The sequence below is a fragment of the Arthrobacter sp. AD-310 genome (assembly GCF_054656615.1).
The window spans coordinates 23,158-45,820 of the sequence record NZ_BAAHNO010000032.1 but is presented as its reverse complement, the minus strand read 5'-3'; the positions used below and the strand labels follow the sequence as shown (position 1 = coordinate 45,820).

Below are 22,663 nucleotides of genomic sequence, written 5' to 3'. Positions count from 1 at the left end.
CACCCGGTACCCTTAACAGGTGAGTTTGACCATTCCTTCCCCCCTTAACGGAGCCCATCCCATCACGGAGCCCGGGTCCGCCCTTCCTGCCGCCGGCGAGCAGCCGCGCACCTACCAGGTGCGTACCTTCGGCTGCCAGATGAACGTGCACGATTCCGAACGCATGGCGGGCATGCTGGAGGACGCCGGCTACGTGCCGGCTGAGGGAGACCAGGCGGACGTGGTGGTGTTCAACACCTGCGCCGTCCGGGAAAACGCGGACAACAAGCTCTACGGAAACCTCGGCATCCTCGCGCCGGTCAAGGCTGCAAACCCCGGGATGCAGATCGCCGTCGGCGGCTGCCTGGCACAGAAGGACCGGGAAACAATCCTCAAGAAGGCGCCCTGGGTGGACGCCGTCTTCGGCACCCACAACGTCGGCGCCCTTCCCGCACTCCTGGACCGTGCCCGCCACAACAGCGAGGCACAGCTCGAGATCCTTGAATCCCTGGACGTCTTCCCGTCCACGCTGCCCACCAAACGCGACTCCGTCTACTCCGGCTGGGTATCCATCTCGGTGGGCTGCAACAACACCTGCACGTTCTGCATCGTCCCCTCGCTGCGGGGCAAGGAAAAGGACCGGCGCCCCGGAGAGATCCTCGCCGAGATCCAGGCCCTGGTTGATGACGGAGCCATCGAAGTAACCCTGCTTGGCCAGAACGTGAACTCCTACGGCGTGGAATTCGGAGACCGCCAGGCCTTCTCGAAACTCCTGCGGGCCTGCGGGGCTATCGAGGGCCTGGAACGGGTCCGCTTCACCAGCCCCCACCCGGCCGCATTCACGGACGACGTCATCGACGCGATGGCCGAGACACCCAACGTGATGCCGCAGCTGCACATGCCCCTGCAGTCCGGCTCGGACAGCATCCTGCGCGCCATGAAGCGCTCCTACCGGTCTGCCAAATTCCTCGGCATCCTGGACAAGGTCCGCGACAAGATCCCGCACGCCGCCATCTCGACCGACATCATCGTCGGCTTCCCGGGGGAGACCGAAGAGGACTTCCAGGCCACCCTGGACGTCGTCGAAAAGTCCCGGTTCGCCACTGCCTTCACGTTCCAGTACTCCAAGCGGCCCGGTACCCCGGCCGCAGACCTCCCCGGGCAGCTGCCCAAAGCCGTCGTCCAGGAACGCTTTGAACGGCTCACCGCCCTGCAGGACCGGATCGCCGCGGAAGAGAACCGCAAGCAGCTCGGCCGCAAGGTTGAAGTGATGGTCACCGCCCAGTCCGGGCGGAAAGCAGAGGAAACGCACCGGTTGTCCGGCCGGTCCCAGGACCAGCGCCTGGTCCACTTCTCCGTCCCGCAGGGTGCGCCCGCACCGCGCCCCGGCGACCTGGTCACCGTCACCATCACCGAAGCCGCTGCCTTCCACCTCATCGCCGACCCCGCTCCCGGGGACTACAGCCTGCGCCGCTCCCGGGCCGGTGACGCCTGGGACAGGTCCCAGGCGGACTCCTGCGGGGCGCCCGCGCCCGGACCCGCGGGCGCCGGCAAGGGTGTCTCCCTGGGCATGCCCTCACTGCCGCTGCGCGCCCGCTGACAGGTGGGGCACCCGCCAGTCATCGCCGTCGTCGGCCCCACCGGTTCAGGCAAGTCCGACCTCGCCGTCAACCTTGCGCTGGAACTGGACGGTGAGGTGGTCAACGCCGATGCCATGCAGTTTTACCGCGGCATGGATATCGGCACCGCAAAGATCACCATGTCCGAGCGACGGGGAGTGCCGCACCACCTCCTGGACACCCTCGACGTGACACAGGAAGCGAGCGTTTCGGACTTCCAGCAGCAGGCACGGGCCGTCATCCGGGACATCCACGCCCGGGGAAAGCGGGCCATCCTGGCGGGCGGCTCGGGGCTTTATGTGCGCGCGGCACTGGATGTCCTGGACTTCCCCGGCACCGACCCGAAGCTCCGCGCCGAACTTGAGGCGCAACTCGCGGAGCAGGGCACACCCGCGATGCTGGCCCGGCTCCGCGCGGTGGACCCGGCGTCGGCGGAACGGGTGTCCGATAACCGCAGGATCATCCGCGCCCTCGAAGTCCACCAGCTCACCGGCAGGCCCTTCAGTTCCTTCATGCCCACCCGCGAGTACTTCCAGCCCGCCGTGCAGCTCGGCCTTAGCGTGGACCGCGCGGTGCTCCATGAGCGGCTGGCCCTGCGCGTGCACACCATGGTGGACCAAGGCCTGCTAGAGGAGGTCCGCCGCCTGGATGCCCAGGGCCTGCGCCAGGGCAGGACGGCCGGCCGGGCGCTCGGTTATGCGCAGTTCCTGCAGGTCATCGACGGCGACGCCACGGTCGCGGAGGCGGCTGAAAGCACGATTGTGGCCACCCGCCAGTTCGCCCGCCGCCAGCTGACCTGGTTCCGGGCCGACCCCCGCATCGACTGGCTCGACTGGCAGGACCCCCACCTGGTGGAGCGCGCCGCAGCGCTCTGCCGCTGACACCCCGGATCCCGGTTTCGGGGGTGCCCGGCCCGGCCGGTAACCTTGGAAGCATGGACGCCACCCTCGCTGAGACCACCGGACCCGCCTTTCGCGCCCTGGGCGGACTGCGCATTTCCAAGGGACACGGAACGGGGAACGACTTTGTCCTGGTGGCGGACCCCGAGGGCGTGCACACGATCACGCCCAGCCAGGTGGCAGGGCTCTGCGACCGGCACCGGGGCATCGGCGGCGACGGCCTCATCCGCGCCGTCCCTTCGCGCCTGCTCCCCGAAGGGCAGGAACTCCTGGCCACGAACCCGGATGCGGAGTGGTTTATGGACTACCGCAACGGTGACGGGTCACTGTCGGAGATGTGCGGCAACGGGGTCCGCGTGTTCGTCCACTTTCTCCGCGCGGAAGGCCTGATCGACCTGCCCGACGGCGGTGCCCTCACCATCGGCACGCGCGGTGGCGCGAAGACCGTTGTCCGCACCGACGACGACTACGCCGTGGATATGGGCCCGTGGGAGTTCATCTTCCCCGGCGAGGCCACGGCCAAGGCGATGGACTCTTTGGTCAGCGCCGATGGCCTCGAGGTTCCGCGGCCCGCCCTGTCCGTCAGCATGGGCAACCCGCACACGGTGGTGGCCCTCGCCGAACTCTCCGAACTCGCTGCCACCAGGCTCTTCACCGCGCCCGCCGTGGAACCCGTTCCCCCGCACGGGACGAACGTCGAATTCGTCGTCCCGGCCGAGCCGCTGGTGCACGACGGCGTCGGGTCGGTCACCATGCGCGTGCACGAGCGCGGCGTCGGGGAAACCCAGTCCTGCGGCACCGGAGCCTGCGCTGCCGCCGTCGCCATCCGCCACTGGGCCGGAGCGGAAGCCCCCGACACCTGGCGTGTCCACGTCCCCGGCGGGGTAGTGGGCGTGAAGTTCTTCGCCGGACCGGGCGGCCACGAACACGTGGAACTCAGCGGCCCGGCCGTGATCGTCGCTAGCGGGACGCTTTCCTGACCTTCAGGATCCGGAACGACTTCGACGTCGATTCGCGCGTCACCGTGAACGAATCGTCGAGCTCGGCCGCGAGCCAGCGCTGAAGGGAATCCGACCCCAGGTTCTTCTGGACAACCAGCCATGCTGCTCCGCCCGGTGCGAGCCGCGGAAGCCACAGCTTCAACAGGGAATGCAGTTCGTCCTTGCCGATCCTGATGGGCGGGTTGGACCAGATGGTGTCAAAGCGCACTTCCGGGTCCACCGACTCGGGTGTACCGGCGATAACGTTGTCCAGCCCCAGGGCGGCGGCGTTCTCGTTGGTCAAGGCGATGCACCGCTCGTTGACGTCAACGGCGTACACCCTGGCGTGCGGCGCCCGCAAAGCCATGGTGAGGGCGATCGGACCCCAGCCGCAGCCGATGTCCAGCAGGTTCCCGGTGGGGGCCGGCGCGGGGACTTCGGCCAGCAGGACGGCCGTGCCCTTGTCGATGCCGTCCGGGCTGAAGATGCCGGTGGAAGTCTGCAGCCTGCGCGTTTCACCGGCCAGCTCAACCGTCAGGGGCTTGCGGGTGAAGGGGCCGGCGGGGGATGAGCTGAAATAGTGTGCTGACTCCATAACTGGCCAGAGTAGTTCCCCTTGCAGCGTAATGGGAAACTGCGTGCGGGGGCCTCTGCTACGCTGGAAGGCATGTTCCTGATTTTCGAGTAGCAGGCACGGGCCGCGCCCGTCCCCGCCGCTGTCGTCTTCCGACAGCCTGTCCCGCAGCGACGCAGGTTTTTCTTGAACCTTCCGCTTGTGCACCGGACCCGACGCCCGCCGTCGGCCTTCCGGCAGCCGGACAACTCGAAAGTCAGCATCCTGCTGGTCTGTTCGCCGTACTCCGGCATTACCCTTGTCCGCCGCTTGAAGCGGCACCAGCTTCCGCCTGCCCGCTAGAGGGCCGGCGGGACCACGACCACAGGAGAACGCATGACCGCAGGCCGTCAGCCCAGCGCGAATACTTCACCAGAGACCAGCATTCGGCACTATTCTGGAACTGCCGAACCCTCAAAGGAGACCATGACCAGCCAGCACAACACCGGTTCCGAGCCGGCCGCCCCGGATATGAGCCCGGCAGAGATCCAGGCTGTTATCGACCGGATCCTCTCCAAGGACGTACCGGGGAAAAAGTCCGGCACGTTCCGCACCGATGACGCGGCAACCGGCAAGGCGGTTCTGGGCCGGGCCCAGGCAATTTCCAGCCTCGACGAAGAGCACAGCACCTACGACGGCGACCAGCAGGACCTTGAGGAACGGCGGGCTCTGCGGCGTACAGCCGGGTTGTCCACCGAACTTGAAGACGTCACCGAGGTTGAGTACCGCCAGCTGCGACTGGAGCGCGTGGTGCTCGCCGGGCTGTGGTCCGACGGGACCCTCGCGGACGCGGAGAACTCGCTCCGGGAGCTCGCGGCCCTGGCCGAAACAGCAGGATCGGAAGTCCTGGACGGCCTGGTCCAGCGCAGGGACAAGCCGGACCCCGGAACCTTCCTCGGCTCCGGCAAAGCCCTTGAGCTCAAGGACATCGTGATGTCCACCGGCGCGGACACCGTGGTGGTCGACGCCGAACTGGCCCCGTCCCAGCGGCGCGGCCTGGAGGACATCGTCAAGGTCAAGGTCATCGACCGCACCGCGCTCATCCTCGACATCTTCGCCCAGCACGCCAAGAGCCGGGAAGGCAAGGCACAGGTCGAGCTGGCCCAGCTCGAATACCTGCTTCCCCGCCTTCGCGGGTGGGGTGAGTCGATGTCCCGCCAGGCCGGTGGCCAGGTGGGCGGCGCCGCCGCCGGCATGGGCTCCCGTGGTCCCGGTGAAACGAAGATCGAGCTGGACCGCCGGCGGATCCGTACCCGGATGGCCAAGCTGCGGCGCGAGATCGCCGGGATGAAGCCGGCCCGCGAGACCAAACGGGCGAACCGCCGTCGTAATGCCGTCCCGTCCGTGGCCATCGCCGGGTACACGAACGCGGGCAAGTCCTCGCTGCTCAACCGGCTCACGGACGCCGGCGTCCTGGTGGAGAACGCGCTGTTCGCCACGCTGGACCCCACTGTCCGCAAGGCCGAAACCGCGGACGGCCTGGGCTACACCCTGGCCGATACCGTCGGCTTCGTGCGGTCCCTGCCCACCCAGCTGGTGGAGGCCTTCCGCTCCACACTGGAAGAGGTGGCGGACGCGGACCTGATCCTGCATGTGGTGGATGTTTCGCACCCGGACCCGGAAGGGCAGATCGCGGCGGTCCGCAAGGTCTTCAGCGAAGTGGACGCCCGCAAGGTGCCCGAGATCATCGTGCTCAACAAGGCTGATGCCGCGGACCCCTTTGTGGTGGAGCGCCTGAAGCAGCGCGAACCACGCCACGTGGTGGTCTCGGCACGCACCGGCGAGGGCATCTCCGAGCTGCTCAAGGTGATCAGCGAGTCCATCCCGCGGCCCAGCGTCAAGATGGAACTGCTCATCCCCTACAACCGCGGTGACCTGATCAGCAAGCTGCACGAATCCGACGCCGAGATCATCAGCGTCGACCATGTGGAATCCGGGACCCGGGCCGTCGTCATGGTCCGCGAAGGCCTGGCCGCCGAACTGGAACAATTCGCCAGCGATGACTGAATCCGTGGCCCGCGAAGCCACGGAGACAGCCGGCGGGCAGTTCGCCATCGAACTGCTCGACCGGGCCGTCGCGGCGATGGGCGGGCAGAGCCGCTCCGGGCAGCACGAAATGGCCAGGCAGGTGGCACGCGCCATCGAAACCGGAAACCATCTGCTTGTGCAGGCCGGAACAGGCACCGGAAAGTCCCTTGCCTACCTGGTGCCGCTCATCGCCCACGCCCTGGAAAGCAATAAGCCCGCCCTCGTGTCCACGGCGACGCTGGCACTGCAGACCCAGATCGTTGGCCGGGACCTGCCGCGTCTCCTGGAAGCCATCACTCCTGCCCTCGACCGGCCCGTCAAGGTGGCGCTGGTCAAGGGCAGGTCCAACTATGTTTGCCGGCACAAGCTCGAAGGCGGATTCCCCTCGGAGGAACCGTCCGAAGGGCAACTGTTCTCGCTGGGGGAGGACACCAGCGTTCCACATTTCGCTGCGACAGTGGGCGGCCCGTCATCACAGCTCGGGCGGGAGGTGGTCCGCCTGCGCGAATGGGCGGAGAAGACCGCCACCGGCGACCGTGACGAGCTCTTGCCCGGCGTGACGGACCGCGCCTGGCGGCAGGTCTCGGTGACCTCCATGGAGTGCCTGGGAGCGCAGAAGTGCCCGCTCGCCGAGGAATGCTTCAGCGAGCTCGCCCGGCAGGACGCGGCGGAAGCGGACGTTGTGGTAACCAACCACGCCATGCTTGCCGTCAGTGCGTTCGAGGGCCTCGCGGTGCTGCCGGAGTACGACGTTGTGGTGGTTGATGAAGCCCACGAACTCCAGGACCGGGTCACGGGCGCCGTATCCGGCCAGCTCTCCGTGGCCATGGTCCATGCCGCCGCGGCCGGCGCCCGAAAGCACACCGCCATCACCGTTGACGCGTTGAACGCCGCCGCCGCGAATCTCGAACTCGCACTCACGGGCGTGCAGAACGGGCTCCTGCCCAACGGATTGAACGACGAGCAGCTGGACTGCATCGACCAGTTGCGGGACGCCTGCCGCGCGGCGCTGTCCGATTCAAAGGGGGACAGCAGCAACGCGGCCGACGGCGGGCGGCAGCTTGCCCGGTCCAGGCTGATGCTCATCCTGGAACTGTGTGAACGGCTCCTCGCCGCGCGGGAAAACAGGGAAGTGGTCTGGTTTTCCCGCGCGGGCACCTTCGAACCGGGCCAGGGATACTCGCAACCGGACGAAGCCGCGCCGGTCCTGATCAATATCGCACCGCTGTCCGTTGCCGGCCGGCTCCGCGAAGGACTGTTTGCCGGGCACACCGTCATCCTGACGTCCGCAACACTCGCCATAGGCTCGGCATTCGAGCCTGCCGCCGGCGGCCTGGGCCTGGTGGGCGAGGGCGCGCCCGGCTGGACCGGAGTGGACGTCGGGTCCCCGTTCGACTACCCGAAACAGGGCATCCTCTACGTGGCGGGGCACCTGCCCAAGCCGGGCCGCGGTTCGTCGCCGGAATCGCTGGCTGAACTAGAGGCCCTCATCCGCGCCTCTGGCGGCGGGGCGCTGTGCCTCTTTTCGTCCCGGCGCGCCGCCGAGGAAGCCGCAGAGGCTTTGCGGCCGAAACTGGGCATCACGGTCCTGTGCCAGGGGGATTCGACCATGACAGCCCTGGTGAAACAGTTCGCGGATGAGCCGGACACCTGCCTGTTCGGCACCATGTCCCTGTGGCAGGGGGTGGATGTCCCCGGCGGATCGTGCCGGCTGGTGGTGATCGACCGAATCCCCTTCCCCCGCCCGGACGATCCCCTGATGACCGCACGGTCCCGGGCAGTAGCTCAGGCAGGCGGCAACGGTTTTATGTCCGTCTCCGCAACGCACGCCGCCATCAGGCTGGCCCAGGGAGCAGGACGGTTGATCAGGTCCACGGGCGATAAAGGCGTGGTGGCTGTGCTGGACTCCCGCCTGGCCACCGAGCGCTACGCAGGGTTCCTCCGCGCAGCGCTGCCCCCGTTCTGGGCCACGACCGACCGGAAGACGGCGGTGGCTGCCCTGGAGCGGTTGGCCCGGGAAAGCGGTTAAAAGCTGCGGTTACAGGGACCGCAGGACGGATACGACCTTGCCCATGATGGTGGCGTGGTCGCCGAGGATGGGTTCGTACTGGGTGTTCTGCGGAAGCAGCCAGGTGTGGCCGTCGCGCTGCCGGAACGTCTTGACCGTGGCTTCGTCGTCCAGGAGGGCGGCCACGATATCCCCATTGGCGGCGTCTGCCTGGCGCCGCACCACCACCCAGTCGCCGTCGCAGATGGCCGCGTCCACCATCGAATCGCCGGCAACTTTCAACATAAACAGTTCACCCTGTCCCACCAGCTGGCGGGGCAGCGGCAAAACGTCCTCCACTACCTGCTCCGCCAGGATGGGACCGCCCGCGGCAATCCGGCCTACGAGAGGCACCATGGCGGTATCGACGGCGGTGGGCAGCCCGGTCACGGTGGCGGTTGAGTCTCCGCCCGGGGCGGGAGCGGCCTGGGCCTGCTTTGCTGTCCCCGCGTCCAGCGTCAGCGGCATCAGCACCTCCATGGCACGCGGCCGCTTCGGGTCCCTCCTGAGGTAGCCGAGTTTCTCCAGCTGGGAGAGCTGGTGAGTGACGCTGGAAAGGCTCGCCAGGCCAACGGTATCGCCGATCTCGCGCATGGACGGCGGGTAGCCGTTCTCGTTCACCGACCGCTGGATGGTCTCCAGAATCTTCTTCTGCCGGGGAGTCAGCCCCCTTGCAGTCTTTTTCGGCTGCGCGGGTGCCCTTCCCCCGGTGGCTGCTGCTGCCATATTCGCCATGCCTTTCGGTTGCCACCGGGCTTGCGACGGCGCCGGACTGAGTTGCACCCCTGAATGTCAGACCCTGCTGATCAACTTCAAGGGTGGTTGTTCTTGCTTCAAAACTAGGCCAGCCACTTGGCTTTTTCAAACATTTGTTCTAGCGAGTCTCGACAAGGTTCGTCGAAAGATGCTAAAACTAAAAAAGCGTTATTCGAATATGTGTTCTACTCCTGCTGCTGCAGTTCGAACAGGTCGCCGGAATGTCGGTGGGGCGGCCTTTACTGGCAGGAAGCAGGGTTTCCGGCAGCGTCAGGCATTTCCGGCAGCACCAGGCATAACGGGCAGTACACACGGTCCAGGAGGGCTCAGTCCATGTCAGCTATATCCGCACCACAGGCCAAGGGGCCACGCGTTTCCGGCAGGTCCACAAAGCAGTCGCAAACGGCGCCCCTGCCCCCGCTGCGCCTTACGCGCCGGGGCAAGATCGTCCTGATCGGCATCCCGCTGGTGCTGCTGGCGGCCTTGCTGCTGTCGCTTGCCGGCTTCTTCAACTCTCCCGCCAAGGCTTCCGATTCGGCGCAGGACATCATGGTGACGCCAACCGTCACCGTGACCGTCCAGCCCGGGGAGTCGTTGTGGGCCATTGCAGGCACCGTGGCGCCGGAACGCGATGCCCGCGACGTTGTCGCTGAGATCGTGCAGCTGAACAACCTCTCCGCGGCCGCAGTCCAGCCCGGACAGCAACTGTTCATTCCCACCAGCTGACCGCCGCCGGCGGTGCACGCCCTGCGCGAACATTCACTGTCACATTTTCCGGTGGTCGGAACGGCCACTAAACTGTTCGGGTGAACGACCAGCTTGAGCGTCTGAACCGGCTTCCCCTCCGCAGCAACCTCCGCGGGCTGACCCCTTATGGGGCGCCGCAGCTGGATGTTCCCATCCTCTTGAACGTCAACGAGAACACCCATGGGGTGCCGGAGGATGTCCGGGCTGCCATCACCGAGGCGGTCTCGGAAGCGGCCGCAGGCCTTAACCGCTATCCGGACCGGGAGTTCACCCGGCTTCGGAGGGCTCTGGCCGAGTACCTCGGCCACGGACTCGCCGAGTCGAACCTCTGGGCCGCCAATGGATCCAATGAGGTCCTCCAGCAAATCCTGCAGGCCTTCGGCGGACCCGGCCGCACCGCGCTCGGGTTCCCGCCCACGTACTCCATGTACCCGCTGCTGGCCAGCGGCACGGACACCGGGTACCTCAAGGGCGAACGCGAGGAAGGCTACGGCCTCAGCGCAGCCTCGGCGGCCCGCCAGGTCAAGGAACTGCAGCCGAACATCGTTTTCCTGTGTTCACCGAACAACCCCACCGGGACCGGACTCGGCCTGGATGTGGTCGAGGCTGTTTATGAGGCCGGAGCGGAATTCCAAACCATCGTGATCGTCGACGAGGCCTACCACGAGTTTGCGCACGACGGAACGCCCAGTGCCCTGACACTCCTTCCCGGGCGGGAACGGCTTATTGTCTCCAGGACCATGAGCAAGGCGTTCGCCCTCGCCGGTGCACGCCTCGGCTACATGGCTGCCGCGCCCGAAGTGACGGATGCCCTGCGCCTGGTCCGGCTTCCGTACCACCTTTCAGCGATCACGCAGGCAACCGCACTGGCAGCGCTTGAACACCGCGAAGCGCTGATGGCGGACGTCGAGGACATCAAGAAGCAGCGCGACCGCATCGTCGCCGAACTGACCCGGATGGGCCTCAAACCGGCGGCTTCGGACTCCAACTACGTCTTCTTCGGCGGCCTGGAGAACCCGCGCCAGGTGTGGCAGGAACTGCTGGACGCCGGCGTGCTGGTCCGCGACGTTGGAATCCCCGGCCACCTCCGCGTGACTGCCGGCACTGAGACCGAAACCACAACGTTCCTCACCTCACTGGAAAGCATCCTTGCCAGCCAGGCTGCGCTTCCCGCCTAGACTTGAAGTACCGGCGCCCCGCGCCCGCACACACCCCTCCTCCCTCAAAGGACACCTGAGCATGAGTTCCACCGGATCGAACACGGCCGCGGCCAGGACTGCACGCATGGAGCGTGCCACCAGTGAGTCTTCGGTGCTCGTGGAGATCAACCTGGACGGTACCGGCGTTTCGGACATCGACACTTCCGTTCCGTTCTACGACCACATGCTCACTGCGCTGTGCAAGCACTCGCTTATCGACATGACGGTCAAAGCCACAGGCGACATCCACATCGATGTCCACCACACCGTCGAGGACGTTGCCATCACCTTCGGTGAGGTTCTCCGCACCGCGCTGGGGAACAAGGCGGGAATCCGCCGGTTCGGCGAGGCCACCGTTCCGCTGGACGAGGCCCTTGCCCACGCCGTCGTCGACGTGTCGGGCCGGCCCTACCTGGTGCACGGCGGCGAACCGGCCGGCCAGGAATACCACCTCATCGGCGGGCACTTTACCGGCTCGCTGACCCGCCACGTCTTTGAAGCCATCACCCTGCACGCAGGCATCTGCCTTCACATGAACGTGATCGCCGGCCGCGACCCCCACCACATCGTGGAAGCCCAATTCAAGGCCTTCGCCCGTGCGCTGCGCGCCGCCGTCGAGCCCGACCCCCGGGTGGAAGGCATCCCCTCCACAAAGGGCGCACTGTGAGCGGCCAGGTCCTGAAGGACGGCGCCATCATCGACCCGTCCGCCTCCCGGAAACTGCCCTCGCCGGAAGGCAAGCCCACGGTCACCGTGCTCGACTACGGCTCCGGGAACGTCCGCTCCGCCGTCCGGGCCCTCGAGCGCGCCGGCGCAGAAGTCGTCCTCAGCGCCAAGCCGGACGACGTCCTGAACGCCGACGGACTCGTTGTTCCCGGCGTCGGCGCCTTCGAAACGGTCATGCGCGAACTCAAGGCCGTGGACGGGATCCGCCTGATCGGCCGCCGGGTCGCCGGCGGGCGCCCCGTCCTGGGTATCTGTGTCGGCCTCCAGGTGCTGTTCGAAGCCGGCGTCGAGCACGGCACCGAAGCCGAAGGCATTGGCGAATGGCCCGGCAAGGTCGAACTGCTGCCGGCGGACGTGGTGCCGCACATGGGATGGAACACCGTTAAGGTGCCGGAGGGTTCCAAACTGTTCGCCGGTGTGGAGAACGAACGCTTCTACTTCGTCCACTCCTACGGCGTCCAGGAATGGAACTTCGACGTCATCCAGCCGCGGATGGCCCCGCCCCTGGTGACCTGGTCCGAACACGGAGCCCCGTTCATCGCCGCCGTCGAAAACGGGCCGCTGTGCGCCACACAGTTCCACCCGGAGAAGTCCGGTGACGCCGGTGCCCGGCTGCTGCGCAACTGGGTGGAAGCCCTGCACCGCCCTGCGGCCGCCGGTGCGGCACCGGCCGGTGATCCGGGGGAACAGCCCGGCGGCACCGCCTAGATGTGGTGGTCCGTTGTCCTGATGGGGCTCGCCGGCCTGCTTGTGGGTGGCGCCCTGTCCTTCCGGCAGCAGCACAAGCCGTTGTGGACGCAAATTTCGTTTTTCGTACTGGCGGGCATGTCCCTGCTCGCCGCCTACCTGCTGACGCTGCCGGGCAACTGACCTGCGCTTCGTGACAGCCCGCACCCAACCCTGAGGATGATGATGACCACCGCAACCGATCTGCCGGTTCTTGAACTGCTGCCCGCCGTCGACGTCGTGAACGGGCAGGCTGTCCGGCTGGTCCAAGGAGAAGCGGGCAGCGAGACAAGCTATGGCACGCCGCTGGAAGCCGCGCTCAACTGGCAGCAGCAGGGTGCCGAATGGGTGCACCTGGTGGACCTTGACGCCGCCTTCGGGCGCGGCTCCAACGCCGAACTGCTGCGCGAAGTGGTGGGCCGGCTGGACATCAAGGTGGAGCTCTCGGGCGGCCTGCGCGACGACGACACCCTTGAAGCCGCTCTGGACCTGGGTGTCGCCCGCGTCAACCTGGGCACCGCCGCACTGGAAAACCCCGAGTGGACCCGCCGGGCCATTGACCGCTTCGGCGACAAAATCGCCGTCGGCCTGGACGTCCGCGGAACCACGCTGGCAGGGCGCGGCTGGACCAAGGAAGGCGGCGACCTCTGGGAGGTGCTGGGCCGCCTCGAAGAGGCCGGCTGCGCCCGGTACGTCGTCACGGATGTCACCAAGGACGGCACCCTGCAAGGCCCCAACGTCGAACTCCTCCGCCAGATGGTGGAAAAGACCGGCAAGCCCGTGGTGGCGTCCGGCGGCATCTCCAGCCTTGACGACCTGAAAGTCCTTCGGTCCCTGGTGCCCCTGGGGGTCGAGGGCGCCATTGTGGGCAAGGCCCTCTACGCGGGCGCCTTCACCCTCCCCGAAGCGCTCGACGTCGCCGGCCGCCGGTAAGCCGGGGCACACCGGGACCAGCAGCATGGCCAGCAACGAACCAGCCAGCCCGCCACCACGCCAGTTGCCGGGGCATATCGCCGCCGCGCTGGCGGGCGCCGGCGGGGCAACCGACTCCGCCGGGCAGCCGTGGGCAGGGCGCAGCCTCGCCGGGGAAGACGCGAAAATCCACAACTTCGAGGACGACGACGGCACGGCCAACGCGGGCTACGCCGCCGCCATCGCCGCCCTCCGCAGTGGAACGGGCAGCGAAGCGGCCGTCGTCGCCTCCCTGGCCACGGCCCGTGTCTTCATTCCCATCGTGGCGCAGCTTGCCCAGGAGGAGGAATCGGCGCACGGCCTGCAGGCGGACAAGCAGGCGGACATGGCCCTGGTCACGCTCAAGGCAGCGGACGGCAGGACCGCCCTGCCGGCATTTACGTCGGCAGACGCCCTCTCCAACTGGCACCCTGAGGCGCGGCCCGTCGCGGTATACGCGGCCCGGGCGGCGCTGTCCGCTGTCGCAGAGGGAGCTGAACTTCTGGTCCTGGACCCGGGGTCCGACGTCACATTCGTTGTGAGGCGCCCGGCTGTCTGGGCCCTGGCGCAGCAACGCGACTGGGTTCCCGCCTACACCGATGCCGAACTCGCCGCCGCTTTGGGGCAGGCGGCGGACGGCTTCCCGCCTGTCCACCGCGTCGAACTCCTGCCCGGCAGGGGAGTGGCGTCCCGGGCTGCCGACGGAACCCCCGTGCCGGGCGGCGGCTCCGGGCCGGAGCTGCAGGTTGTGCTGTACCTCGAAGACGGCCTCGATGCCGCAGCTGTCCAGGAGCTGGTGGCCGGACTCCAGGCTGAGTGGTCGCGGAATGTATTGTTTGGGGAGCGCGTCGACTCCATGGAGATCAAATTGCGGCGTGCGCAGCAGTAGCCGGCAGCCATACGGGGCGATCCCACGACTGCTGCGGCAGACGTAAGGATTTCTTTGTGAACTTCGCTCTCTACCGGGAGTTGCTCGCTGTCCGTCCCATCCGGCGGCTGCTCCTGGTGGGCATGATTGCCCGGATCCCGCATTCGGCGGCCGGAGTGCTCCTGACCCTCCACATCGTTCTGACGCTGGGGGAGGGTTATGCTGCCGCCGGCGCCGCTGCCGCCGTGATGACCATCGGTATTGCCCTCGGCGCGCCGTGGCGGGGCCGGCGGGTGGACACGGCAGGGCTCCGCAGGGCGCTGGTCCCATCCGTCATTTCCGAAGCCGTGATCTGGTCCGTCGTCCCGCACGTGCCGTACCAGTGGCTGCTGCCGCTGGTGTTCGTGGGCGGCCTGCTGACGCTGCCCATCTTCAGCGTGATCCGCCAGTCCCTCGGCGTCCTTGCCGACGGCGACCAGCGCCGCACCGCCTTTGCCCTGGACGCCATCACCACCGAGATGGTGTTCATGATCGGTCCGGCGGCCGGCGCCGTTGTGGCCACCAGCGGCCATACGGTGGCCGGGCTGACCGTGGTCGGTGTGGCGACGTCCCTGGCCGGGCTGTTCCTTATCTGGTTCAATCCGCCCACCCGAAGCCCCGCGGAGACCCGCGAAAGCATGGAGGACCAGCGGTACGCGGCCGAGGCCGCCGTCGTCACCGCCGCCCCGGCCCATGTCCAGGAAGCAGCCGCCGAACTGGTGCCCGCCGCGGCTTCGAAGCCGGGCGGGTTCCGCGGAAAAGTGAGCCGCAACTTCGCCTGGTTCACCGCCACCCTCGGCGCGCTTTTCGCCGTGGCAGCCGGTGCGGGCATGGTACTCAGCGGTACCGACGTTGGCATCGTCGCTGCCCTGGAAACCGGCGGCCGGCAGAGCGAGATCGGCATCGTGTTTCTGTTCTGGTGCGCCGCTTCCGTCGTGGGCGGGCTGATCTACGGGGCCATGCACCGGCCTGTTCCGCCGATCCTCCTGCTCCTGGGTATGGCAGCGCTGACCATCCCGATGGCGTTCGCGCACGACACCTGGGCCCTGGCCTTGCTCTCCGTCCTGCCTGGCCTGCTCTGCGCCCCGGTGCTCTCGTCGGCGTCCGAGAAGGTGGCCGACCTGGTGTCCGAGGAACGCCGGGGTGAGGCGATGGGCTGGTACGGCTCCGCGCTCACTGCCGGCGTCGCGCTGGGGGCACCGCTCGCCGGTGTCTTCATCGACGCCATGGGTTCCTCCGGCGGGTTCGTCTCCGTGGGCATCGCAGGGGTTGCTCTGTGCGCCGCGGGCCTGGTCCTGCAGGAGCGCCGGGGCCGGGAGGGTTAAAGCCCGACGGCGGGCGGGCCCTTGGAAGGGCCGGCCCGCCGTCGCGCGCTGGCTGGGGGAGTCCTGCCTTAGTTGACAGCCCCGGTGTACTTCTCGCCCGGGCCCTTGCCCGGAGCGTCAGGGATCAAGGACTCTTCACGGAAGGCCAGCTGCAGCGACCGCAGGCCGTCGCGCAACGGTCCCGCATGCTGCGAGCCGATTTCCGGGGCCGCCGCGGTGACCAGGCCAGCCAGGGCGGTGATCAGCTTCCGGGCCTCGTCCAGGTCCTTCAGTTCCGCGGCGTTCTCTTCGGCGGCGAGGCCGAGCTTGACGGCGGCGGCGCTCATCAGGTGCACGGCGGCGGTGGTGATGACCTCGATGGCCGGCACCTCGGAAATGTCGCGGATCTGCTGGGAGACGTCAGCGCCGGCATCGGCGGAGTCGAAAACGTATGAATTACTGTCTGGGGTGGTCATACTGGTAAGCTTGACACAGACCAACTGGATGTCGTTATTTCGGAAAGACTTGGTTCCCACCGGCGCTCACCGCGTTGACGGGAATTTTTTCTGTAGAATGGCATGCAGTTTGCAAGCGGAGTTCTCTCCCACCCGCGTCAGCCGCTGTACCGGCCGTTCCACCGAACCGGCCAGGTACCCAAGGTTGCCGGGTACCTGGTTGGGCATGGTGCCGGCAGTTTTCGGCCCCGTGCATGCGGTCCGGCGACGGGCCTGCAGGGCCAACCATTCAGAGGCCTTCGATTGCTCCGGCAGTTGGAGGCCTTCTCTATTTGCCGGGTACCACGACAAAAACAGGAGCTTTAACATTAGCGAGCCAAGAATCAATGAGCGTATCCGCGTCCCCGAGGTGCGGCTGGTCGGCCCTGCAGGTGAACAGGTAGGAATCGTCCGTATTGAGGATGCCCTGCGTCTGGCTGCCGAGTCCGACCTTGATCTCGTTGAAGTTGCACCTCAGGCGAAGCCTCCGGTGTGCAAGCTGATGGACTTCGGCAAGTACAAGTACGAGGCCGCGGTCAAGGCACGCGAAGCCCGGAAGAACCAGACGAACACCGTTCTGAAGGAAATCCGTTTCCGCCTGAAGATCGACACCCACGACTACGAGACCAAGCGCGGACACGCGCTGCGCTTCCTCGGTGCCGGGGACAAGGTCAAAGCCATGATCCAGTTCCGCGGCCGTGAGCAGCAGCGTCCGGAGATGGGCATCCGCCTGCTTCAGCGCTTCGCCGACGACGTCGCCGAAGTCGGCGTGGTGGAGTCCAGCCCCCGTATCGACGGCCGCAACATGGTCATGGTGGTCGGCCCGCTGAAGAACAAGGCTGAAGCCAAGGCCGAGGCCCGCCGCGCCACGCAGCGTGCCGAAGCGAAGGCGCAGAACGAAGCCAAGGCAGCCGCCCGCATTGATGTCTCGGGCAAGGACCAGGCCCCCATGACGCAGTCACTGGGTGACCTGCTGCCCGAGGGCTTCACGGTCACCGCGGAAACCGAAGCACCCGCTGAGGCTCCCGCGCAGGCGCCCGCTCCCGCCGTCGAGCCTGCCGGGGCCGAAGCACCGGCAGAGGCAGCAGAAGCGCCCAAGCAGGAGGCTCCCAAAGCTCCAGCCGCAAAGGCTGCTCCCGCTCCGAAGGCTGCGCCGGCTCCCAAGCCGGCCGCGGAGAAGCAGGAGGCTGCCCCGGCAGCCGCCGCTCCCAAGCCTGCAGCAGTACCCGCGCCGCCGAAGCCGGTGGCCAGGCCTGCAGCGCCGAAGCCGGGCGCACGCCCTGCCCCCAAGGCAGTGCCCAAGCCGGCGGGCAAAAAGACCACCTAGTCAACAACTGCCGGAGGCCAGCCCTCCGGCGGTCAGCAACCAGCATGCCGCCCTCCGGGGTCCGGCTGCGCGATAGAGCTGCAGGCCCAGCCTGCGGAAACGTAAGGAGATCGGTTCCCATGCCGAAGATGAAGACCCACAGCGGTGCTAAGAAGCGCTTCAAGCTGACCGGCAGCGGCAAGCTGCGCCGCCAGCAGGCCAACCGCCGCCACTACCTCGAGCACAAGTCCACCCGGCTGACCCGCCGCCTCGCCTCGGACAAGATTGTCTTCAAGGGCGACGCCAAGGTCATCCGGAAGATGCTCGGCATCTAAGTTCCAAGTTCTTTGACTGGCAGCCACCAGGCCACCAGTCGCCTGCCAAACAGCCTTCTCAGGCCCGCCGGAACACCGGCAGTAGATGCTTGGGATCAGATTTTCGAAGGAGTACGCACGTGGCACGTGTGAAGAGGGCGGTCAACGCCCACAAGAAGCGCCGGGTTGTTCTTGAACGCGCAAAGGGCTACCGGGGACAGCGTTCGCGCCTGTACCGCAAGGCCAAAGAGCAGCTGCTGCACTCGTTTGTGTACAGCTACGGCGACCGCAAGAAGAAGAAGGGCGACTTCCGCCGCCTGTGGATCCAGCGTATCAACGCTGCATCCCGCGCCAACGGCCTGACCTACAACCGCCTCATCCAGGGCCTGAAGGCCGCTGAGGTCGAGGTTGACCGCCGCATGCTGGCTGAACTGGCTGTCTCGGACGCCAACGCATTCGCCGCACTGGTCCAGGTTGCCAAGGACTCGCTGCCTGCCGACACCTCGGCCAAGAAGGTTGTTGCCTAACAACCGCCTGCTCCACGTCGCAGGGGACAGTTCAAGAGCCGGTGGCACCAGCCACTAGAGTTCTTATATGAACGAAACCGGGCGCCCGCAAGATTCTCCACTGTCCAACCCCCGAGCTGATCGGGTCAGGGATGTGGCGAAACTTGCCGGGCGCCCGGCCCGTTTAAAGCGGGGCCACTTTCTTGCCGAGGGCCCGCAGGCGGTGCGCGAGGCCCTGAAACTCCACCAGGAACGGCTCGCTGCGGGAGAGCCGGGTGTGGTGGCCGAGGTGTACGCCAGCGAAGCCTGCCTGGACCGGTACCCGGAGTTCGAGGAACTCGCCGAGGGTACAAAGGCCAGGCTCGCCACGGACGAGGTGCTGGCCGCCATGGCTGACACCGTCAACCCGCAAGGCATCATCGCCGTCTGCCGGTTTGTCGACGTGCCGCTTGAAGAAGTGCTCGACGCCGGGCCGCGGCTGATCGCCGTGCTGTGCCAGGTCCGGGACCCCGGAAATGCCGGTACAGTTTTGCGGGCGGCCGACTCCGCCGGCGCCGATGCCGTGATCCTCACCGCGTCCAGCGTGGACATCTACAACCCCAAAGCCGTCCGGTCCACGGCCGGATCCCTGTTCCATCTGCCGGTGGTGCTGGGCGCGGACGTGGCCGGCCTCGTGGAGGAGTGCAAGGCCCGCGGCATCGGCATCCTGGCGGCGGACGGCTACGGCACCCTGAACCTGGACGCCCTGCAGGATGAAAACGCACGCCGCAGGCTCACCGGCGGTGGCCCCGATTCCGCCTACGACCTTGCGGCCCCGACCGCCTGGCTGTTCGGCAACGAAGCACAGGGCCTGTCCCAGGACGAGCTGGCCCTCGCGGACCACCGGGTCGCCGTGCCCATCTACGGGGCCGCGGAGAGCCTGAACCTCGGAACCGCGGCCACGGTCTGCCTCTACGCCAGTGCGCGATCGCAGCAGCCGGCCGGGGTGACTGCCTGACCCGGAGGAGAACCTGGCGGCATCCCCGCCGACGGTACGGCTGACACGAATAAGGGCCCCGGAAATCCGGGGCCCTTGGTGCCATCCTGCAGTGACAGAAACATCAGGGAGCGCGCGTTGCCTTCCCGCGGCCGGTGATGGCTCCATAGATGCCGGCAACAACCAGGCCGCCGACGATAGCGAGAATCCAGGTTCCGAGGTCGAAGAAGGCAAGATCGCCCCGGTTGAACAGGAGGCTGCCGATCCAGCCGCCGACGATGGCGCCAACAACACCCAGCACCAGGCTGGTGACCCAGCCGCCGCCGACGCGGCCCGGCATGACCGCCTTGACGATGGCCCCTACGATGAGGCCGAGAATGATCCAAGCAAGAAAACCCATGTCTCCTCCTTTTGGTTACCGGGATTTAATAGCCCCGATGAGCCTCAAGCTAACATAACGCTCCGCTGCTGTCAGCAGGCCAAAAGCCCCGGTACGGCACGGGATTTGCCCGGCGGGGAAGGGTTCACGGGCTGCCACATCTCGAACAGGTCACGGAGGCTGGCCGGGCGCAGGCGGCGCCGCAGCAGTACGCCGCAAATTGTCTCAGGCGGCAAGCGGCTTCCGGCGCTCCAACGTTCCGCTGAGGAGTGCGACGCCGAACCCGAGGACCGCGAGCACAGCGCCTACCAGCGCCGGGGCAACGTAGCCCCAGCCCAGCGCGATGACGAGGCCGCCGAGGAATGCGCCAAGTGCGTTGGCGACATTAAGGGCGGCATGGTTCAGCGACGAGGCTAATGACGGCGCGTCCGGAGAGGCGTCCAGGAGTCTGGTCTGCAGGGCTGGTATCAGCATGGAACCGGATGCACCCACGACGAACACCATCACCAGCGCGCTCCAGGCCCATGATGCGGCAAGGGCGTAGAGCACCAGCGCCACTGCAATGGCGGGCAGGACCCTGTACAGCGTTCCCATCACCGACCTGTCAGCGATCTTCCCGCCGGCGAGGTTTCCGGCCACCATGCCCAGGCCGTAGAGCGCCACCACCAGCGGTATCAGCGAGGAGGGGAGGCCGGCTACGGACGTCATGGTGTGGGCTATGTACGTGTAGGTGGCGAAGAATCCGCCGAACCCGACGATACCGATCAGCAGGGCAAGCCAGACCTGCAACCGCTTGAGCGCGCCGAGCTCGCGCCTAATGCTCGCCCCGGGGTGGGCGTGCTCAAAGGGAACGAACTTCCAGACCAGCACCAGGGTCAGGAGCCCGAGGCAGCCCACCAGGACGAACAGCAGCCGCCAGCCGTAGGCCTGCCCCAGCCAGGTGGCGAACGGGACGCCGACCACATTGGAGATACTCAGCCCGGTCATCACCATGGAGATGGCCCAGCCGCGCCGGGTGGGCGGAACGAGGGACGCGGCAATCACGGCCGCGACACCGAAGAAGGCGCCGTGCGGCAGGCCTGCGGCGAACCGGGAAACCAGCATGCTTGCATAGTCCGGCGCGGCGAAGGACGAAAGGTTTGCCACGGTGAAGAAGAGCATCAGGCCAAGCGCCAGGTTCTTGCGGGGGAGCCGCGCGCCCGCAGCCGCCAACACGGGAGCGCCCACCACCACGCCCAGGGCATAGGCCGAGATCAGGTGGCCGGCCTCCGGCGTGCTGATGCCGAGCCCATGCTCCACCTCTTTCAGCAGGCCCATCATCGTGAACTCCGTGACGCCGATGCCCACCCCGCCCATGGCAAGCGCGATGAGGGCCATGGCCAAGTTGGTGGATGTGGCGGGAGCCGTGGACGTGCGGAGGGCGCTGCTCATATGCCTGCTTTTCGATCGTGCTGCTGATGGTCAGGGGGTGCCACGGCAGTGGGGCAGGTGTTGCCGGCGGCTTGCCGGCCAAGGGCGGAAACCTCCCGCAAGGTGGCGGTATTCCCCGCAGTGGCAGGCAAGAAGCCCATGTGTGACCATTGTCCCCCATACAATGGGCCGGTGACTGAACTGATACAGGTGGTGGGCGGAGCCGTGGTGGACAACCTGGACAGGCCGGCCCTGTTGCTGGCGGCCCGGCGCAGCGCACCGGAGCACCTGGCAGGCCTGTGGGAGTTCCCCGGCGGCAAGGTTGAACCGGGCGAGGACCCGGAGACAGCACTGCAGCGTGAACTGCTGGAGGAACTGGGCGTCGGGGTGCAGTTGGGTTCCGAACTCCCGGCCGGAAACCCGGGCGGCTGGCCGCTGAATGAACGCGCCGCCATGCGGGTCTGGTTCGCCGAGGTCACGCACGGCGAGCCCCGGCCGCTCGAAGACCACGACGAACTCCGCTGGGTGCCCCTTGCCGAGACTGACGCAGTCCTTGGCCTGCCCTGGATCCCTGCGGACTTTCCGATTGTCCATGCGCTGCTGGCCGCCGTGCCGGCACAGGCGGCCGCAAGCCCCAACCAGGCCTGAAACGCTAAAAGAGGGTTGGCTGCCCGGCAGTCCCGCCGGCAGGCGCGGGTGCCGCCGCACGACCGGATGGTTCCGGGACGATTCCGGCCGGGTACTCCGCTTCCTCGCCGCGGGGATCGTCCAGGTCACGGTGGCTGAAGCCGGCCGTGTTCGCGAACCCGTGCCGTGTCTTGAAGTACCGTACTTTTCCTGCCAGCCAGGTGCGGTATTCCTTCGATGCGTAGGAGCCGGATTCATACAGGCGCCGGTAGCGCCCCACGAGTTCGGGGTGGTTGGCGGCAATCCACTTCATGAACCACTCCCTTGTTCCCGGCTTCAGGTACAGGGCCCCCGCGCTCACGCCGGTGGCGCCGGCGGCCGCCAAGGATGCGAAGAGCGCGTCGAGCGCTTCGTCGCTGTCGGAGAGCCAGGGCAGGATGGGCATGGCCATCACCCCGCAGGGCAGGCCTGCCTCGCGCAGCCGGGACACCAGCTTCAGCCGTGCGCGCGGGCCGGGAGTGCCGGGCTCGATGGCCTCGGACAGGGCTTCGTTGGTCATTGCAAGTGAAATGCCCAGTCCAACGGGCACCTGGGTGGCCGCGCTCTTTAGCAGCGGAATGTCCCTGGCCAGCAGTGTGCCTTTGGTGAGGATTGACAGGGGAGTCCCGGAGTCTGCCAGCGCAGAGATAATGCCGGGCATGAGCCGGTACCGGCCTTCGGCGCGCTGGTAAGGATCCGTGTTGGTGCCCAGGGCCACCTGGTTGCGCTGCCACGACGGCTTTGCAAGTTCCTTGCGCAGGACCTCCGCCGCGTTGACCTTGACCACCACCTGGCTGTCAAAGTCCAGTCCGGCGTCGAAATCAAGGTAGGTGTGGGTTTTCCGCGCAAAGCAGTAGACGCAGGCATGGCTGCAGCCGCGGTAGGGGTTGACGGTCCACTCGAAGGGCATGCGCGACCCCGCCGGCACCCGGTTGAGCACCGATTTGGCGGTGACCTCATGGAAGGTGATGCCGGCGAAGTCCGGGGTGGTCACCGACCGGACCAGCCCGGCGAGCGGGAGCAGCGAGGGAGCCGGCCCTGCGGTGGTATTTCCGGGTGCCGGCATAAGTGCTTGCGCGTCCCATCTCATAGCCACTATTCGAAAACATGTTCGAATTAAAGTCAAGGCTG

24 protein-coding genes are annotated in these 22,663 nt (G+C 67.2%); 18 read left to right on the top strand and 6 right to left on the bottom strand.

Going from position 1 to position 22,663, the window contains the following annotated elements:
• Positions 1 to 19: 19 nt before the first annotated feature.
• The 3 genes from miaB to dapF are packed head-to-tail and all read left to right on the top strand — an operon-like array spanning position 20 to position 3,477.
• Positions 20 to 1,579, top strand: coding sequence for a tRNA (N6-isopentenyl adenosine(37)-C2)-methylthiotransferase MiaB (gene miaB / locus ACYQ1Z_RS17485; protein ID WP_459793815.1), 1,560 nt, complete (start codon positions 20 to 22; stop codon positions 1,577 to 1,579).
• 3 nt (positions 1,580 to 1,582) lie between these two features.
• Positions 1,583 to 2,479, top strand: a complete 897-nt coding sequence (gene miaA, locus ACYQ1Z_RS17480) for a tRNA (adenosine(37)-N6)-dimethylallyltransferase MiaA (protein WP_459793814.1) — start codon at positions 1,583 to 1,585, stop codon at positions 2,477 to 2,479.
• A gap of 53 nt (positions 2,480 to 2,532) precedes the next feature.
• Complete coding sequence (gene dapF, locus ACYQ1Z_RS17475; protein WP_459793813.1) at positions 2,533 to 3,477, top strand: diaminopimelate epimerase; 945 nt, start codon at positions 2,533 to 2,535, stop codon at positions 3,475 to 3,477.
• Here the strand turns inward: dapF and ACYQ1Z_RS17470 are convergent.
• On the bottom strand, positions 3,458 to 4,072 hold the full coding sequence (locus tag ACYQ1Z_RS17470; protein ID WP_459793812.1) for a class I SAM-dependent methyltransferase: 615 nt from the start codon (positions 4,070 to 4,072) through the stop codon (positions 3,458 to 3,460). The two genes, dapF and ACYQ1Z_RS17470, sit on opposite strands and share 20 nt — an antisense overlap.
• A gap of 444 nt (positions 4,073 to 4,516) precedes the next feature.
• Between ACYQ1Z_RS17470 and hflX the strand changes: the two genes are divergently transcribed.
• Both hflX and ACYQ1Z_RS17460 read left to right on the top strand, forming a co-directional pair.
• The gene (gene hflX / locus ACYQ1Z_RS17465; protein ID WP_459793811.1) at positions 4,517 to 6,097 is read left to right on the top strand and encodes a GTPase HflX; all 1,581 of its coding nucleotides are present in this window, start codon (positions 4,517 to 4,519) and stop codon (positions 6,095 to 6,097) included.
• Entirely contained in the window at positions 6,090 to 8,147 is a 2,058-nt protein-coding gene (locus tag ACYQ1Z_RS17460) for an ATP-dependent DNA helicase (protein WP_459793810.1), read from the top strand. Before hflX ends, ACYQ1Z_RS17460 begins: the two co-directional genes overlap by 8 nt.
• Before the next feature lie 9 nt (positions 8,148 to 8,156).
• Here ACYQ1Z_RS17460 and lexA read toward each other — a convergent pair whose 3' ends face one another.
• Positions 8,157 to 8,891 carry a transcriptional repressor LexA gene (gene lexA / locus ACYQ1Z_RS17455; protein ID WP_459793809.1) on the bottom strand — a complete coding sequence of 245 codons (735 nt, stop codon included), beginning with the start codon at positions 8,889 to 8,891 and terminating at the stop codon, positions 8,157 to 8,159.
• 363 nt (positions 8,892 to 9,254) lie between these two features.
• Between lexA and ACYQ1Z_RS17450 the strand changes: the two genes are divergently transcribed.
• The 8 genes from ACYQ1Z_RS17450 (at position 9,255) to ACYQ1Z_RS17415 (ending at position 15,502) form a co-directional block, all read left to right on the top strand.
• Positions 9,255 to 9,647 (top strand): LysM peptidoglycan-binding domain-containing protein, encoded by a 393-nt coding sequence (locus ACYQ1Z_RS17450; protein ID WP_459793808.1) that lies wholly within the window; start codon positions 9,255 to 9,257, stop codon positions 9,645 to 9,647.
• 80 nt (positions 9,648 to 9,727) lie between these two features.
• Complete coding sequence (locus ACYQ1Z_RS17445; protein WP_459793807.1) at positions 9,728 to 10,846, top strand: histidinol-phosphate transaminase; 1,119 nt, start codon at positions 9,728 to 9,730, stop codon at positions 10,844 to 10,846.
• 61 nt (positions 10,847 to 10,907) lie between these two features.
• Positions 10,908 to 11,534, top strand: coding sequence for an imidazoleglycerol-phosphate dehydratase HisB (gene hisB / locus ACYQ1Z_RS17440; RefSeq protein WP_133349866.1), 627 nt, complete (start codon positions 10,908 to 10,910; stop codon positions 11,532 to 11,534).
• Positions 11,531 to 12,301 (top strand): imidazole glycerol phosphate synthase subunit HisH, encoded by a 771-nt coding sequence (hisH, locus tag ACYQ1Z_RS17435; protein WP_459793806.1) that lies wholly within the window; start codon positions 11,531 to 11,533, stop codon positions 12,299 to 12,301. Before hisB ends, hisH begins: the two co-directional genes overlap by 4 nt.
• Positions 12,302 to 12,463 (top strand): hypothetical protein, encoded by a 162-nt coding sequence (locus tag ACYQ1Z_RS17430; RefSeq protein WP_459793805.1) that lies wholly within the window; start codon positions 12,302 to 12,304, stop codon positions 12,461 to 12,463. It begins immediately after the preceding gene.
• 42 nt (positions 12,464 to 12,505) lie between these two features.
• Positions 12,506 to 13,252 carry a bifunctional 1-(5-phosphoribosyl)-5-((5-phosphoribosylamino)methylideneamino)imidazole-4-carboxamide isomerase/phosphoribosylanthranilate isomerase PriA gene (gene priA / locus ACYQ1Z_RS17425; RefSeq protein WP_459793804.1) on the top strand — a complete coding sequence of 249 codons (747 nt, stop codon included), beginning with the start codon at positions 12,506 to 12,508 and terminating at the stop codon, positions 13,250 to 13,252.
• A 25-nt stretch (positions 13,253 to 13,277) separates the two neighbouring features.
• Positions 13,278 to 14,159, top strand: coding sequence for an SseB family protein (locus ACYQ1Z_RS17420; RefSeq protein WP_459793803.1), 882 nt, complete (start codon positions 13,278 to 13,280; stop codon positions 14,157 to 14,159).
• A 56-nt stretch (positions 14,160 to 14,215) separates the two neighbouring features.
• Positions 14,216 to 15,502, top strand: coding sequence for an MFS transporter (locus ACYQ1Z_RS17415; RefSeq protein WP_459793802.1), 1,287 nt, complete (start codon positions 14,216 to 14,218; stop codon positions 15,500 to 15,502).
• Between the two features lie 68 nt (positions 15,503 to 15,570).
• Here the strand turns inward: ACYQ1Z_RS17415 and ACYQ1Z_RS17410 are convergent, their stop codons facing one another.
• A complete protein-coding gene (locus ACYQ1Z_RS17410) occupies positions 15,571 to 15,957 on the bottom strand; it encodes a DUF1844 domain-containing protein (RefSeq protein WP_459793801.1) in 387 nt (128 codons plus the stop codon).
• Positions 15,958 to 16,345: 388 nt separating this feature from the next.
• Here ACYQ1Z_RS17410 and infC point away from each other — a divergent pair, with 388 nt between their 5' ends.
• The 4 genes from infC to ACYQ1Z_RS17390 all read left to right on the top strand — a co-directional run bounded on the left by infC (position 16,346) and on the right by ACYQ1Z_RS17390 (position 19,098).
• Entirely contained in the window at positions 16,346 to 17,302 is a 957-nt protein-coding gene (gene infC / locus ACYQ1Z_RS17405; protein ID WP_459793800.1) for a translation initiation factor IF-3, read from the top strand.
• A gap of 119 nt (positions 17,303 to 17,421) precedes the next feature.
• Positions 17,422 to 17,616, top strand: coding sequence for a 50S ribosomal protein L35 (gene rpmI, locus ACYQ1Z_RS17400; protein WP_058269191.1), 195 nt, complete (start codon positions 17,422 to 17,424; stop codon positions 17,614 to 17,616).
• Positions 17,617 to 17,735: 119 nt separating this feature from the next.
• Positions 17,736 to 18,122: a 50S ribosomal protein L20 gene (gene rplT / locus ACYQ1Z_RS17395; RefSeq protein ID WP_459793799.1), complete on the top strand. Its 387-nt coding sequence runs from the start codon at positions 17,736 to 17,738 to the stop codon at positions 18,120 to 18,122.
• Positions 18,123 to 18,189: 67 nt separating this feature from the next.
• Positions 18,190 to 19,098: a TrmH family RNA methyltransferase gene (locus ACYQ1Z_RS17390; RefSeq protein WP_459793798.1), complete on the top strand. Its 909-nt coding sequence runs from the start codon at positions 18,190 to 18,192 to the stop codon at positions 19,096 to 19,098.
• 103 nt (positions 19,099 to 19,201) lie between these two features.
• Here the strand turns inward: ACYQ1Z_RS17390 and ACYQ1Z_RS17385 are convergent, their stop codons facing one another.
• Both ACYQ1Z_RS17385 and ACYQ1Z_RS17380 read right to left on the bottom strand, forming a co-directional pair.
• The gene (locus ACYQ1Z_RS17385; protein WP_009358633.1) at positions 19,202 to 19,477 is read right to left on the bottom strand and encodes a GlsB/YeaQ/YmgE family stress response membrane protein; all 276 of its coding nucleotides are present in this window, start codon (positions 19,475 to 19,477) and stop codon (positions 19,202 to 19,204) included.
• A gap of 204 nt (positions 19,478 to 19,681) precedes the next feature.
• Positions 19,682 to 20,887 carry an MFS transporter gene (locus ACYQ1Z_RS17380; protein ID WP_459793797.1) on the bottom strand — a complete coding sequence of 402 codons (1,206 nt, stop codon included), beginning with the start codon at positions 20,885 to 20,887 and terminating at the stop codon, positions 19,682 to 19,684.
• A gap of 171 nt (positions 20,888 to 21,058) precedes the next feature.
• On the opposite strand from ACYQ1Z_RS17380, the gene ACYQ1Z_RS17375 reads away from it, so the two are divergent.
• Positions 21,059 to 21,514, top strand: a complete 456-nt coding sequence (locus tag ACYQ1Z_RS17375; protein WP_459793796.1) for a (deoxy)nucleoside triphosphate pyrophosphohydrolase — start codon at positions 21,059 to 21,061, stop codon at positions 21,512 to 21,514.
• Between the two features lie 4 nt (positions 21,515 to 21,518).
• Here the strand turns inward: ACYQ1Z_RS17375 and ACYQ1Z_RS17370 are convergent, their stop codons facing one another.
• A complete protein-coding gene (locus tag ACYQ1Z_RS17370) occupies positions 21,519 to 22,622 on the bottom strand; it encodes an Rv2578c family radical SAM protein (protein WP_459793795.1) in 1,104 nt (367 codons plus the stop codon).
• Positions 22,623 to 22,663 lie beyond the last annotated feature (41 nt).